The sequence below is a fragment of the Ignavibacteriales bacterium genome (genome assembly GCA_016709765.1).
Taxonomy (GTDB): Bacteria; Bacteroidota; Ignavibacteria; order Ignavibacteriales; family Ignavibacteriaceae; genus IGN3.
On sequence record JADJMD010000013.1, the window covers coordinates 1,086,896 to 1,101,015 of the forward strand.

Annotated in this window: 13 protein-coding genes and 1 pseudogene; 6 read left to right on the forward strand and 8 right to left on the reverse strand. The window is 35.1% G+C overall.

The features are described 5' to 3' along the window. Positions 1-22: 22 nt before the first annotated feature. From malQ to IPJ23_14440, 6 genes are all read right to left on the reverse strand, one after another. Positions 23-1,555 carry a 4-alpha-glucanotransferase gene (gene malQ, locus IPJ23_14415; GenBank protein MBK7631871.1) on the reverse strand — a complete coding sequence of 511 codons (1,533 nt, stop codon included), beginning with the start codon at positions 1,553-1,555 and terminating at the stop codon, positions 23-25. Positions 1,556-1,634: 79 nt separating this feature from the next. Further along, positions 1,635-2,261: a PorT family protein gene (locus tag IPJ23_14420; GenBank protein ID MBK7631872.1), complete on the reverse strand. Its 627-nt coding sequence runs from the start codon at positions 2,259-2,261 to the stop codon at positions 1,635-1,637. A gap of 505 nt (positions 2,262-2,766) precedes the next feature. After that, on the reverse strand, positions 2,767-2,904 hold the full coding sequence (locus tag IPJ23_14425; GenBank protein MBK7631873.1) for a hypothetical protein: 138 nt from the start codon (positions 2,902-2,904) through the stop codon (positions 2,767-2,769). A 257-nt stretch (positions 2,905-3,161) separates the two neighbouring features. Beyond that, positions 3,162-4,424 (reverse strand): hypothetical protein, encoded by a 1,263-nt coding sequence (locus IPJ23_14430; protein ID MBK7631874.1) that lies wholly within the window; start codon positions 4,422-4,424, stop codon positions 3,162-3,164. A gap of 345 nt (positions 4,425-4,769) precedes the next feature. Continuing rightward, a complete protein-coding gene (locus IPJ23_14435) occupies positions 4,770-5,399 on the reverse strand; it encodes a PorT family protein (protein MBK7631875.1) in 630 nt (209 codons plus the stop codon). A gap of 28 nt (positions 5,400-5,427) precedes the next feature. Beyond that, a complete protein-coding gene (locus IPJ23_14440) occupies positions 5,428-5,841 on the reverse strand; it encodes a hypothetical protein (protein ID MBK7631876.1) in 414 nt (137 codons plus the stop codon). Positions 5,842-6,106: 265 nt separating this feature from the next. On the opposite strand from IPJ23_14440, the pseudogene IPJ23_14445 reads away from it, so the two are divergent. The 3 genes and pseudogenes from IPJ23_14445 (at position 6,107) to IPJ23_14455 (ending at position 7,866) form a co-directional block, all read left to right on the forward strand. Further along, positions 6,107-6,720, forward strand: a pseudogene (locus tag IPJ23_14445) (DedA family protein). Positions 6,721-6,739: 19 nt separating this feature from the next. Further along, positions 6,740-7,207, forward strand: coding sequence for a thioredoxin family protein (locus IPJ23_14450; GenBank protein ID MBK7631877.1), 468 nt, complete (start codon positions 6,740-6,742; stop codon positions 7,205-7,207). Positions 7,208-7,263: 56 nt separating this feature from the next. Further along, on the forward strand, positions 7,264-7,866 hold the full coding sequence (locus tag IPJ23_14455; GenBank protein MBK7631878.1) for a hypothetical protein: 603 nt from the start codon (positions 7,264-7,266) through the stop codon (positions 7,864-7,866). A gap of 68 nt (positions 7,867-7,934) precedes the next feature. Here the strand turns inward: IPJ23_14455 and IPJ23_14460 are convergent, their stop codons facing one another. After that, positions 7,935-9,314, reverse strand: a complete 1,380-nt coding sequence (locus IPJ23_14460; GenBank protein ID MBK7631879.1) for an insulinase family protein — start codon at positions 9,312-9,314, stop codon at positions 7,935-7,937. Beyond that, positions 9,311-10,618 (reverse strand): insulinase family protein, encoded by a 1,308-nt coding sequence (locus IPJ23_14465; protein ID MBK7631880.1) that lies wholly within the window; start codon positions 10,616-10,618, stop codon positions 9,311-9,313. Before IPJ23_14465 ends, IPJ23_14460 begins: the two co-directional genes overlap by 4 nt. Before the next feature lie 314 nt (positions 10,619-10,932). On the opposite strand from IPJ23_14465, the gene IPJ23_14470 reads away from it, so the two are divergent. From IPJ23_14470 to IPJ23_14480, 3 genes are all read left to right on the forward strand, one after another. Further along, complete coding sequence (locus IPJ23_14470; protein ID MBK7631881.1) at positions 10,933-11,781, forward strand: zinc metallopeptidase; 849 nt, start codon at positions 10,933-10,935, stop codon at positions 11,779-11,781. A 69-nt stretch (positions 11,782-11,850) separates the two neighbouring features. Next, positions 11,851-12,351 carry a hypothetical protein gene (locus tag IPJ23_14475; GenBank protein MBK7631882.1) on the forward strand — a complete coding sequence of 167 codons (501 nt, stop codon included), beginning with the start codon at positions 11,851-11,853 and terminating at the stop codon, positions 12,349-12,351. A 424-nt stretch (positions 12,352-12,775) separates the two neighbouring features. After that, the gene (locus IPJ23_14480; GenBank protein MBK7631883.1) at positions 12,776-14,119 is read left to right on the forward strand and encodes a sodium:alanine symporter family protein; all 1,344 of its coding nucleotides are present in this window, start codon (positions 12,776-12,778) and stop codon (positions 14,117-14,119) included. The last annotated feature ends 1 nt before the right edge of the window (position 14,120 follow it).

Genomic DNA, 14,120 nt, shown 5'->3' on the forward strand with positions numbered 1-14,120 from the left:
AGTGCGGAATGACAGAGTAAAATTAAACCACATCTGTTTCGACCTTTTTTGGTTTTGGAGGTCTTTCATAGAGCTGAGTTAAACCAAAATATTTCCAGTGAAGAACATCTGTGATTTGATCCCAGGTAAATCTCCACATCCAATTGCCACCGAGCTTTCCAGGGAAATTCATTCTTGCTTCACCACCAAGATTTAAAATATCCTGCATCGGAACAACAACAATATTTGCCGCTGATCTATAGGCTAATCTTATCAACTCATAAACAATATCATCTCCAAAATAATTTAAGTACTTTTGTGTATGATCATAAATATCAGAATTTTTGTCAAGCTTAGCGTTTTCAAAGTAAGCACGAGTTGTGTCGTTATCATGAGCACCGGTTAGCACAACGCAGTTTTGTACAAAGTTATGCGGAAGAAATTTTGTTTCCATATCAGTTCCAAAAGCAAACTGTAATATTTTCATTCCCGGAAATTCAAAATCATCTCTAAGTTTTTCTACGGCTGGTGTAATTACGCCAAGATCTTCTGCAAGAATCGGAACATCGCCAAGGTGTTTTTTTATTGATTTAAATAATTTGTGTCCTGGTGCTTTTACCCATTTTCCGTTTTCCGCAGTCAATGCATCACCCGGAATTTCCCAAAACGCTTCAAACCCTCTGAAGTGATCTATACGAACGATATCAACCATTTTAAATAATTGTTCGAATCGGTTTCTCATCCACAGAAAATCATCTTTTTCCATTTCTTTCCATTTATAAAGCGGATTGCCCCAAAGCTGTCCGGTTGCAGAAAAATAATCTGGCGGTACACCAGCAACTGTTTCAAGACTTCCATTTTCATCAACCGTAAAAAGCTCTTTGTTTGCCCACAGATCAGCGCTATCGTAAGCAATAAAAATAGGCATATCGCCGATTATCTTTATTCCTTTGCTGTTTGCATATTCTCTAACAGCCGTCCATTGTTTGAAGAAAATAAACTGAACAAATTTTTGATACAGAATATCATCGGATAATTTCTTTTTCCATTCATCCAAAGATTTTTTCTTGCGAAGAACTAAACCGCTATCCCAATCTCTCCAGACAATTCCGCCATGCGCTTCTTTTGCAGCCATAAAAAAAGCAAAATCATCAAGCCAGATTTTATTTTCTTTGCAGAATTTATTGAAATCTATTTCAAACTTTTCTTGATGATTTTTAAAATTAATAAATGCCTTTTTAAGCAGTGATTTTTTATACTCAATTATTTCGCCGTAATCGATAAATGCTGGATCATGTTTGGGGATATTTTGCAAATCATGATCACGAAGCAAACCGTCTTCCATTAATGTATCAGGACTAACAAGATTTGGATTGCCTGCAAATGCAGAAAAACATTGATATGGCGAATCACCGTAACCAGTTGGACCAAGTGGAAAAACCTGCCAGAGTTTTTGTCCGGCTTTTTCTAAAAAATCTATAAACTTAAAAGCATCATCGCCAAGATCACCAATTCCATATTTACCCGGTAGAGAAGTTGGATGCAATAAAATTCCTGCACTACGTTCAAATTTCATTTAAACCTCTAAAAATTATTGCGGAAAAATAAGGAATCAATAAAGAAAGCGGAAACCTAGAACAACAAAATTATTTAGGTTAATTAAGTTTTTGCATATTTGCGAAACAAAAATAGAGATTGACGTTTAATACATTATTCTTAACATCAAAATGATTCATTGATTCATCCATAGAAGAAAGACCAAGACTATACCTAATATCAAAACCCAATTCATATTTTCCCAGATTAAAACCCAACGCGCAGCCAAATTGAACTCCATAATCTCTTGAGGTAACTGATTTTATATCTGCTTCGTCAGATTCCCCATTTGCCTTAGCGATTATTTTAGCTTTTGTTTTGAACGCCATATATGGCCCTGCAAATACAGATGGTTTTATATTTGGGCTGTCATTTAAAGGAAGTGCGAACTTAAATAGTATGGGAACCTCTACATAGTCATAAGCTAATGTAAAACTAACAGGTCCAATTTTTGTAGTTGCGCCTTTCATCGTATAGGATAACTCGGGTTGTAAGATATAGAAGCTTTTAGTTTGATATAATAAAAAGAATCCGCCAGCGAAACCAAATTTAGAATCTAAATCTCCTGCGTCATCGCCATGAATTGATGATATATTTAATCCGGATTTTAAACCAAAACGAACCTGAGCGTTTGTAGAAATAATGAAAAAGGATAAGACAAAAAAGAACAGAGAAAATTTTTTCAAAAAATCTCCCTTAAATCTGAAAAAACATTTAATGTATTTAAAAAAATAGGAAGAGTTTTTTACCAATTCAACTGCACATTAAGCTATTTGTTGGATTGAGGATTCGTTAGAGTCGAGAAATATTTTGTGAGATTTTAAAATAAAAACCAGTACCAAAAATGACACTGCTTTATATTGTAATAAATAATAATATTATAATGCTACCAACACGCCAGCCATAATGCTAATAAAATTAGTTGAACTTCCTTCACAAAAATATCATTAAATTTGGCATTTACATCAAGATCTATTTTAGGACCCAATTGATATAAGAAACCTGCGCCAACACCAATTCCAAAATCTGTGTGAAGAAGCAGAACCACCTCAATTGTCCCGAGCCCTGGAATAACTCAGGAAGGGCTGCTATCAACAAGAAAAATGCAATCCAAGTTCTCCAGAAACCATAAGGATTAAAACTTACCTTTACCAAAAGACATATCTAATACCAGCCATAACAGGAACACTACTAAAATTTATAATCAGCTTCTTTAAACCAAAGCTGCAAAGTTAAATAACCAATTGAACCAGTAACATCAAGCATTGGATTTATGTGATATGCAAAATTACCTTGTCCTCCAAATCCCATTTTATAACCATCAGCCAAAATCGCCAATTGGTATAGCAACACCAGCCTGAACACCAACAGCCATTTTACCTTGGGCATTAATAAAACCAGTGAATAGCACAGCAAGTAATAGAACAGAAAGTAACTGTTTCATAAGTTTTCCTTATATTTATTTTAGATTAGTTAATTAAGACCACTACAAACTTATTAAAAAAAAAACCTCTTTAGCAAATTCATTTTTAAAATGGACTTTATGAATTTAAGGCTGCCTATAGTAGACAGCCTGCTACAAAAAATTAGAAACCGTAACTTGCGGAAAGATAAGCAAAGGTTCTTGTGCCGCCGCCAATAAGATTAAGACCTTGTCTCAAAACATCATCATTAACTGTTGCGTCTAGATTAAATCCGCCAAATCTAAAACCAACGCCAAGTCTTACATCACCATTGTCAAAACCGGTTCTGCTATTCTCATCAACTGTAGTTGAGCTTGCAAATGTTTGGTTGGTGCGAGAATAAGTGCTGGCAACATATCCCAATCTACCGATTAGCCAATCAGTGAAATACCATTCGGCACCTAGATTCCAAGCTGGGAAGGTAAGGGTCGAGTTTTTTAATTCCGGAGAAGCATTTGCTACTGAGGCGGTTGTTGTGCTTTGATATGCAAAAGATGGTCCGCCAGAAATTATCAGGTTTTCAACTTGATAAGCAAGCCCCACGCCAGCACTCAGTGACATCATAGATGGTAAGTCTGTAGATTGTGCGCCAACATCAACTTTACCCGATCCATTGTAAAATCCAACAATTGGAACCAATGTAAATTTGTTAGATAGCTTGAGAAAAGCTCTAACGTTTGCTGCCATAAATGTATTGGAAGCACTTACCTTATCTCCCGTTCCTGGTTCATAAGTAGCTGAAGGCAAAGCTAGAGCAAAATCAACATCGAATTTAAAACTTGGAGATAAATCAGCCATAAAGCCAACATTTACACCTAGCTGGCTAGCGCTGTTTTTATCACCGGTACCAGTTGCTGGAGTAAAATCATTTGTGGTTGAGGCGTATGATAATCCCAAACCAAGAACAAAATTTCCAAAGCGATATGAACTTAATAATTCAAAATTGTTATTTAATGCAACTATATCCGCTCCTGTTGCATTAGTATTTACCAGATTAACCAATCCACCTGGATCCAGCGATCCGATAGAACTTGAGTTAAAATCATTTCTAGCAAGCAAAGCACCCAAAGTAAATTCTTTATTTAGGCTGTAGTTAAATCCGGCAAATTGTCCAATCCCTTCGTCAGCAATTCCATTATTGCTGCCAATATCGCCCCAAAGGAAATTTGAATACATCGAGGAATATGCTGGGTTAGATTTTATGTTATCAGGATCAACAATGAACGGGTTATCGCCCATACTGTATAACCTTGCATACCCGCCATATCGTAGATCTTTTTTTACCACTTCTTGTGCAAAAGAAGGTAAAGAAAAGAGAAAAATAAATGTTAATACAAAAACCTTTATTAAAAGGTTTGATCTATAGAAAGAAGAAAATTCTTTCATAAATACTCCATTAATTGTTGTTAGTTAAGACCTCGTTTTTTCGGACACTCAAAAGTACACAAAAAATCTACAATGTCAACTAGTTTTATAAAATTAACAAGCTTATTATAAACAAGTTAGAGGATGTAGTTTAAGTGATACTGGAAGCCCGAAGTTGCAAGTATAATTTCAGATATTGTGCCATATAATGGTTATCCCTAAATCCTCGATAATGAATAAAAAACGAAGGGAGATGCTTTTTTAAGAAAAAATAACCTTTTGTATTTGATAATTTTTACGGATTGTAAAAAACCCCCGAAAAATTCTTCGGGGGTTTGCGGGGGTCTTAACTAACGAGGAGAGAACTTAGATTTTAAATTTAAGTGCAACACCAAGTTTCATTGTAAAAATACTATTGCTTCTACCAGGTAAATTATATGTATCAGAAAGAGGAATGTTTACCAAAAAATCAGTTCCTAAGCCCATATCTGATGAAAGTTTAAATGTATATCCTGTACCAACGGCAATATCAAACCTAATAGATTTTGTGTCTGGATTATCTGGTTGTATAACAGGTGCCTGACCAGATGCAGATTGTGTTATTTCCCCACTTGAATTAAGTTTAATACCCAATGAAGGCCCGGCAACCATATAAAATCCACTAAACTCTGCCTTAAACATTGGATCGAGCACAAGATATGATAGACTATAAGCAGATTCTACAGTTGTGTTTTGAATAGTTTGTGAATTGGAAAAGTTCCTCATATCAAAAGCTGTCATGTTAACCATAATTCCAATATGTTTTCCAAAGGTTACATCCACTGTTGGTCCAAAGCCTACCCCAATTCCGTTATATGTACCGGTTGAATTTTTTAAATTAAAAATGTTAAAATTGCCAGTTACTCTTGGTCCAATCATTACCGTTGTTTGTGCAAAGATTGAAGAAGAAAGTAAAAATATTATTGAAAATGCAATTAAGTTTTTGAACGATTTCATTATTCTCTCCGAATTAGTTTATAGTTAATTATTGTACTGTATAATTTGCGGTTACGGTATATGCCGCACCTGTCGAACTACCTATCTTGCCAACAAAAACAAACTGCCATTGTTGACCGGCTTGAACTCCTGTATATTCTTCTAATTCATAGGTGTTTTGAGAAGAAACCACAGCATCTGGATTTGGATTTGTTAATAGATCCTCAAATTGTTGAGCCGGAAGTTTTGCCGTTATCGTGGTTATTGTTACATCTACACTTGGTTTTAATGTAAACATTGTACTGCCTTGCTGTGAGCCTTGGGTTTGGCCGATTGTAAAAGTAACCCCGCCTGTTGTACCGCCACCACCAAGCCCACCAGTATTTGGTCCGGTTGCATTATCGCTGCAGCCCAACACAAGTAAAACACCCATTATTAGAAACAGGGAAAAGATTTTTTTCATTTTACGCCTCTTTGTTGTTTGTAGATTATGTTAGTTAAGATCTTTTCAATTTTCACTCAAAAAGTAAAATCTATTTTTGCCTGCCGCACTACGTAAACCTGTAGTTTTTGTTTTGTTAAAAAATACTTTTTGGCTTCTATCTGTACATGCGTAAAAGTGGTTTAAATTGGCTCATTTAAAAAGTCGCAGATAAAGAAAATTTAGAAAATAGTGTGAGATTTAGGTTTTTAGATTCACTTAAAATGCTTTAAGTTTAGTCCTAATTATGAAAATTATTCGAAAACTCTACGATTGGGTCCTTCATTGGGCTGATACCAAATATGGGGCAGTTGCTCTGTTTATTCTTGCTTTTGCGGAATCATCATTTTTTCCAATTCCACCCGATGCGCTTTTAATTGCCCTGGTTCTTGGCTCGCAAAAAAGGCATTTAAGTTTGCAGCCATTTGTTCCATCGCTTCTGTAACCGGAGCGTTATTTGGTTATGCGATTGGACATTTTTTATGGTGGACACCAACAAATGAGTTCACAGGAATTGCAACATTTTTCTTTAATAATATTCCATCTTTTACACCGGAAGCATTTTTTAAAATCCAAAAAATGTACGAGCAATATGATTTTTGGATAATATTTACTGCGGGATTTACACCTATACCCTATAAAATTATTACAATTTCTTCCGGCGCTTTCAATATCAATATTATTATGTTTATTGTAGCTTCAATTATAAGTCGTGGTGCAAGATTTTTTTTAGTAGCCTATTTGATTTGGAAATTTGGTCCGCAAATAAAAACTTTTATTGATAAATATTTTAACTGGCTTGCGATTGCGTTCACTGTTTTACTTATTGGCGGATTTGTAGCGATAAAATATATAGTTTAACAAAATTCTTTGGCTATTTATGAAATACATTTATTTAGTTTTTACTTTTTTGATAACCTCAATTACAATACTTGCTCAAACAGAAAGTACAGCTGAAAAATTTGACCCAACTAGAAATCCATTTGATGATTTAAAAATCACAGTTGAAAATGCACAACAATCAAACAAAAGAATAATTTTGGATGTTGGTGGCGAGTGGTGCATTTGGTGCCATAGAATAGATGCTTTTATGCGCGGTACAGAAGAAATAAAAACTTCGCTTGAAAAGAATTTTATTGTTTTAAAAATCAATTACAGTAAAGAAAATAAAAACGAAGATTTTTTATCACAGTATCCAAAAGTTGAAGGCTATCCGCATTTTTTTGTTTTAGATCAAACCGGAAAACTTCTGCATAGTCAAAACACGGGTGATTTAGAAAAAGATAAAGATTACGATAAAGAAAAATTTATTGCGTTTTTGAATAAGTGGAAGCCATCAAAAGAATAACATTTTTTTTAATTTAGCAAGAGTAGAAATTTAAAACTTACATTGTGGGAACATTTATGAGGCAAATACTAGCATTAACCGTATTCTTTTTATTTCAAATAGTTTATTCTCAACCTAAAAGCGATTTTGTTTTATCCCCCTGTGCCGGCAACAGTATTTTAAATTCAAAATCAGCTGAAAACGATTTGATAAAAATTGTTGGCAAAAAAAATGTTGATAGAGTTGAACGTTGGTATGCTGAGGGAACAGAAAGAATTCTTGGATCTGTTTTTTTTAAAGATACTCCGCAATCATTTTTTATCAAGTGGAAAGACACTGTTAATTTTAAAAATCCGGAATGGATAGAAATTCATGGTGATAATTCTGTTTGGGAAATTGATAATGGAATTAAAATCGGGGTTGAATTAAAAGACTTAGTTAAACTAAACGGAAAACACTTTACTTTTTCGGGCTTTGATTGGGATTACGGCGGTTATGTAAATTTTGAAAAAGGAAATTTAGAATCCGATTGCTACTCCGTTGGTCTTTACTATGATTACAAAGATTTATTTGAAAATGAATGGAATCAGATAGTTGGGGATAAAATTATATCTACAAAAAATCCGGTCTTAAATAAAATTAAGATTTATGTGGATTCTATCACGTTTTATTTTAAATGAAAAGCACGACTGAGAATTTCTCAATCGTGCTTTAATTATTCGCTGTACATTGTTAAGTGTACATTAATCTAAAATCCATCCTCGCTAATATTTTTTTCAACCACAGTTCCATATTTTTTTGCGATCGTCCGTATATCATCAGCTTTGCCGACTAACACAAACTGTAAGTTATCTTTTGGAAAATATTTTTTGATGATTTCGTTTGCTTTGGCAACAGTCATTCCATCGACGGCTATTTCAAAATCGTTAATGTATGAGTCGTCTAATCCATAAATGTATTTTTGTGTTAAAAATCCCGCAAGTGCGCCAGAGGTTTCGTAATCAGGCGGAAACTGTCCTTTAACATAATTTTTTGCAGAGGTTAAAGTTGTTTCATCAATTCCTCTTTCAAAAAGTCTATTGTAGGTCTTTACGGCAAGATCAATTGCTGCTTCCGTATTTTTAGTTGCGGTAAAGGTGCTTATGTAAAACGTTCCTGCCGTTTTATAAGACACAAACCGGCTGCGTGCACCGTAAGTATAGCCGGCGTTTACCCGAAGTTCATCATTTAACCAGCTTGTAAATCTGCCGCCAAGAATTGTATTAATAACATCAATCTGAATTAGATCCTGATTGCTCATTGGCACGCCAAATCCGCCAATCATAAAAGTGGTTTCTGTTGCGTTGTCTTTATTGATTAGATAAACAGATGGCTCTTTCAAATCTTTTTTTGTAAATCTTGAATCATCTATTAATCTTGGTGCCGTTACTCGCCAATTAGAAAAAAGCTCAATTAATTTGGCTTTCATTTTGCCAGAATCAAAATCACCTACAACTGCAATTGCACAATTTTCTGATCTGATGTTCTTTAGATAGAAGCCTTTTATTTCGTCTTGGCTAATTTGTTCAACGCTCTTTTTAGTGCCGTCAACAGGATTTCCGTAAGGAGAATCAGCAAATAAAAACTTATTGTAATAAGCCCCAATTACCTGTCTTGGACTTTCCTTTGCCTGATCAAGTTCCGCAATCCAACGTTGTTTTCTTTTAACAATTTCTTCTTCGGGAAAAGTTGGATTTGTTATTACATCTTTTATAACAGGTAAAAGTTTGTCTAGATCATTTTTCATAAACTGGGCGGATACACCAGAATAATCCAGCCTTGCATAAGTGTTTAAACTGCTTCCGTAAAAATTAAAAACGGAATCTATTTGGGATTTTGTATAACTGACTGTCCCAAATTTCAAAGCTTCTGCAGTAAAAGAGGCCAGACCATTTGAGCTTCCATCTCTTATTGCCCCGGCATCAAACACAGTCGAAAAAGAAAGGACTGGGACATCATGCTTTTCCATTAAATAGATTGTTAAACCATTATCAAGCGTAACAACTTCATACTTTGGAAGTTTGAATTGTGCATTGGTAATCGGAAAAATGATGATACATAAAAGTATTATTGATAAAATCTTTTTCATTGTACTTCCTCCGTATTCAATACACCAACAGTTCTGTTTTGTTTTGTAAAATATTTAGCGGCAACAGTTTTAATCTCTTCTGCAGTAACTCTTTTGTAATCATCCGGAGCGGTAAACATTTTTTTATAATCACCAAAAAATAATTCATAAGTGCCGAGCGTATTAGACATTCCGTTTATAGTTTCTGTGGTTTTATAAAACTGCATTAATTTTTGATTTTTAACTTTTTGTAATTCACCCTCACTTATTCCGTCATTAACAATTTTATCTATTTCATCAAGAATTGCTTTTTCTAATTGTGCTACGGAAACTCCATCGTTAGCAATTCCATAAAAGTAAAATAATGTTGGATCGAAGGCTTCGGGATAATAACTTCCAACCTCAAGTGCAAGCTGCTGATTTTCAACGATTGAATTATAGAGCCTTGATGATTCACCTTCGGACAAAACAGAGTTTAGCAAATCAAGAGCATAATAATCATCACTGCCTGATTGCGGAACATGATATGTAATCATTATATAGGGTGATGGAACTTCGCGTTTTACAAAAAGCCTTCTCTCGCCTGTTTGTTCGGGCTCAACAGTATGTAAGTTTCTTGGTTTTGGACCTGCAGGAATCGGTTCAAAATATTTTTCTGCAAGTTTTTTAACCTCGGCAAGCTTAACATCGCCGCTTATTACAACAACACAATTATTTGGTGCATAATAAGTATGAAAATAATTTTCCAAATCTTCTTTTGTCCAATTCTTTATATCAGATTCCCATCCAATTACCGGCCACTGATAAGAGTGAGCAATAAAGGCGGTTGCTTGAGTTTCTTGCCAAAGCTGTTCAAGTGGGTTGTTTTCTAATCCCGTACTTCTTTCGGATAAAATCACTCCTCTTTCACTTTCAATCATTTTAGGATCAAAGTTTAAGTTTGCAATTCTATCTGCTTCAAGATCAAACATAACTTCTAGTGAACTTGAAGGAAACCAATCTGTGTAAGCAGTAATGTTTTCTGAAGTGTATGCGTTATTTGATCCGCCATTAGCTTCCATAACGCGATCAAATTGTTTGGGTCCGTATTTCTTTGCGCCATTAAACATCATGTGTTCAAAGAAATGAGATATGCCCGTTATTCCAATGTATTCATTGCGGGATCCAACTTTGTAAAAAAAGTACATATTGGCATTTGGAATTGAGCTGTCTTCAAGAACAAAAATTTTCATTCCGTTCTTTAGTGTAAACGATTTTACATCATCTGCTTTTACCTGTGCAAACATCGAGACAGCAGAGATGAGAAAAACTAAAATGTATTTCATGGTTAATCCGAAATATTAATTAAATGTGATAGGCTAAAATACAAATTGTATTATGCATATAAAGGGTATTTTGATAAGCGGTTGAAATTTTGAATCAAGAACTGATGTTGCTCAAAAAAGAAAGTTAAAAGTTGAAAAGAGATGACATCTTTTAGGAAAGATTTTATCTCTCCATTTTAAAGCATAAATACTTTTAAAAACGTTTATAACTTTAATTGATAGTTGATAAAATATAAAATATCTTTAACCACAAATTTTTACAGGAAACATCTTTTTACTAAAGGAGCATTTACAATTAAAGCGAAAGGATAAAAATGCGTTGGCAAGGCAGAAAAGAAAGCTCGAATGTTGAAGACAGACGCGGTATGTCGCCAGGAGGAAAAGGAATAGTTGGCGGTGGTATTGGAACAATTGCGATTGTACTTGTTGTTCTTTTGCTTGGCGGAGATCCTACTTCAATTCTACAAAATATCCAAACAACGGACCAAACAACCAATTCAAACTACGTTGAAAGTGCAACTGATAAAGAGCTTTCACAATTTGTTTCTGTTGTGCTTGCTGAAACCGAAGATGTTTGGCATGCAATCTTTAAAGAAAAGGGTGCAAATTATCGCGAACCCAAATTGGTGTTGTTCAGCGGGCAGGTTCAATCAGCTTGCGGTGTTGCGGGCGCTTCTACGGGTCCGTTTTATTGTCCCAGTGATGAAAAACTGTACATCGATTTAAGTTTTTTTAATGAGCTGCAAAAACGTTTTAAAGCACCGGGTGATTTTGCGATGGCTTATGTAATTGCTCACGAAGTTGGTCATCACATTCAAAACTTAACAGGGGTAATGGATAAGATGAACGAAATGCGCTCGCAAGTAAGCAAAGAAGAGTATAATAAATATTCTGTAAGACTAGAATTACAAGCAGATTTTTATGCAGGCATTTGGGCGCACTATACAGAACAAAAAGATCTTCTTGAAAGCGGTGATCTTGAAGAAGCTTTAACAGCAGCCAGCGCAGTTGGTGATGACAACATTCAAAAACAAGCGCAAGGATATGTTGTTCCGGAATCTTTTACTCACGGAACATCAGAGCAAAGAAAAAGATGGTTTTATAAAGGGTTTACTTCCGGAGATATAAGCCAGGGCGATACATTCAACGCAATAAATTTGTAAGATTAATAATTTGGGATGTGCTAAAGGTTCGAGTAACTATTTCTTTATTCATTATTAAAAGAGGTAAGCATGGAGCCGTTAAAAAAATTTTCACCCGGGTTTTATGGAATTATTATTCTTCTGTTTTTTCTTCCCTTTGTAAATCTTTCGTGCAGCGGACAAACAATTATGAGTTTATCAGGTTTCCAGCTTATTACAGGAGCAGATTATAAAGCTAATAGTATGTTTGGTGAAACAACCACAAGCGAAGCTAAAGAAAATGAAAAAGTAGATTCTCAGCCATTGGCTTTGTTTGCATTACTTACTGCTGTTATTGCTCTAGCTATAAGCTTTGTAAAGATGAGGACACTATCTCTTGTAAATATTGTGTTATCGGCGCTTGGAGCAATCTTTTTAATTCTGCTTAAGATTAATATGGATGGTGATGTTAAATTAAGCGGGCAAGCCGTTATTACACTCGATTATCAATTTGCTTACTGGCTTTCTATAATTTTATTTTTGGCGGCGGCATTTGTTCAATGGAAAATATTTTCTGACGATGGTCCAGCAAAAGTAAATGTACTGGAATAAAAATAGCTTATAATATATTTACAAACAGATATTTAAGACTGTTTCAAAAATCGATAAAAAAATTTGTCATTCCCGTGAATGCGGGAATCTTTTTTAAAACTTAAACATTTAGATTCCCGTTTTGAGATAGTGTGATAATTGTTTTCACTTCGACCGCAGGAAGAAGTCTTTAAATCTAAACAAATTTCTCAATCGTAATCCGCCCGGCGGGCTCTGAAATGACTTGCTCCAAATTTTCACACAGATCCTTTCACGGCGAAAGACATATAAATCCCGTCTTTTAAAAGAACTGCTTTTTATTTTATCATAATATCAACACAAAAGAAATTTTTAGTTGTTTGTGATGAAATTAAATTTTACAAACATATCTTTGAAACACAGATCAGCACTTCTTTATAAATACATTTTAGGTTAAAGGAGATTTATGCAAGCTTTAGAAAATATTCTTACACAAATTAGCGATTTACTTTGGGGTTATCCGCTTATCATACTTCTCTTTGGTACACACGTCTTTCTAACATTCCGACTTAAGATAATTCAAAGATTTATCGGCAAAGCAATAAAAATATCCTTGCGAAGAGATAAAGAAGGTAAAGGAGATATTAGCCAGTTTGGTGCCCTAACCACTGCGCTTGCCGCAACAATTGGAACCGGAAATATTGTTGGAGTTTCTACCGCAGTTGCTGCGGGCGGACCAGGTGCTGTTTTGTGGATGTGGCTTACCGGCGTTTTTGGAATTGCAACTAAGTACAGCGAAGCTTTGCTTGCGGTAAAATACAGAGTTAAAATGACTGATGGTTCTATGGCGGGCGGACCAATGTATGTTCTTGAACGCGGATTAAATATGAAATGGCTTGCGGTTTTGTTTGCCGCTTTTACTTCCGTTACTGCATTTGGAATTGGAAATATGGTACAGGCAAATTCCATTTCCACTTTAGTTAACGAAGCTTTTCAAGTTCCAATGTGGATAACAGGATTAATATTAGCAACGCTTACAGCGTTTGTAATTATAGGCGGAATAAAATCTATTGCAAAAGTTTGTGAGCGGCTCGTTCCTTTTATGGCAATTACTTATGTGCTTGGCTGTTTAATAGTTCTTGGAATGAATATTAACGGGATTCCCGATACAGTTATGTTAATACTTAACAGCGCATTTAGCGGGCACGCTGTTGTTGGCGGTTTTCTTGGTGCGGGAATGAAAGAAGCCATTAGATTTGGAATTGCGCGCGGACTTTTTTCCAACGAGTCCGGTTTGGGTAGCGCGCCTATTGTTGCGGCGGCTGCACAAACAAAAAATCCTGTTAGGCAGGCATTGGTTTCTTCAACAGGAACATTTTGGGATACCGTTGTTGTTTGTGCAATTACAGGATTAGTAATTGTAAATTCCGGAGAGTGGGTAAAAGGATTATCAGGCGCGGCATTAACAAAACAGGCATTCAGTGATTTTCATATTATCGGTCCGATTGTGTTAACACTTGGTTTACTAACCTTTGTTTTTTCTACAATACTTGGATGGTCTTACTATGGTGAAAAAGCCGCAGAATATCTTTTCGGTAACAAAGTTATAAAACCATACCGCTACCTTTGGGTAATGTTTGTTATGATTGGCTCTGTTATGTCTTTAAATGTTGTTTGGACTTTTGCGGATATTACAAACGCGCTAATGGCAGTACCGAATCTTGTTTCATTAATTTTGTTAAGCGGAGTAATAGCAAGCGAAACAAAAAAATATCTTTGGGAAGATAAACTTGATGAAGAAGGAGAATAAT

Excerpts from the sequence above, each read along its gene's own strand:
- IPJ23_14440 (MBK7631876.1), bottom strand. The coding sequence starts at position 5,841 with ATGAAAAAAATCTTTTCCCTGTTTCTAATAATGGGTGTTTTACTTGTG.
- IPJ23_14450 (MBK7631877.1), top strand. The coding sequence starts at position 6,740 with ATGAAATACATTTATTTAGTTTTTACTTTTTTGATAACCTCAATTACA.
- IPJ23_14475 (MBK7631882.1), top strand. The coding sequence starts at position 11,851 with ATGGAGCCGTTAAAAAAATTTTCACCCGGGTTTTATGGAATTATTATT.
- IPJ23_14455 (MBK7631878.1), top strand. The coding sequence starts at position 7,264 with ATGAGGCAAATACTAGCATTAACCGTATTCTTTTTATTTCAAATAGTT.
- IPJ23_14435 (MBK7631875.1), bottom strand. The coding sequence starts at position 5,399 with ATGAAATCGTTCAAAAACTTAATTGCATTTTCAATAATATTTTTACTT.
- IPJ23_14470 (MBK7631881.1), top strand. The coding sequence starts at position 10,933 with ATGCGTTGGCAAGGCAGAAAAGAAAGCTCGAATGTTGAAGACAGACGC.
- IPJ23_14480 (MBK7631883.1), top strand. The coding sequence starts at position 12,776 with ATGCAAGCTTTAGAAAATATTCTTACACAAATTAGCGATTTACTTTGG.
- malQ (MBK7631871.1), bottom strand. The coding sequence starts at position 1,555 with ATGAAATTTGAACGTAGTGCAGGAATTTTATTGCATCCAACTTCTCTA.
- IPJ23_14465 (MBK7631880.1), bottom strand. The coding sequence starts at position 10,618 with ATGAAATACATTTTAGTTTTTCTCATCTCTGCTGTCTCGATGTTTGCA.
- IPJ23_14460 (MBK7631879.1), bottom strand. The coding sequence starts at position 9,314 with ATGAAAAAGATTTTATCAATAATACTTTTATGTATCATCATTTTTCCG.
- IPJ23_14430 (MBK7631874.1), bottom strand. The coding sequence starts at position 4,424 with ATGAAAGAATTTTCTTCTTTCTATAGATCAAACCTTTTAATAAAGGTT.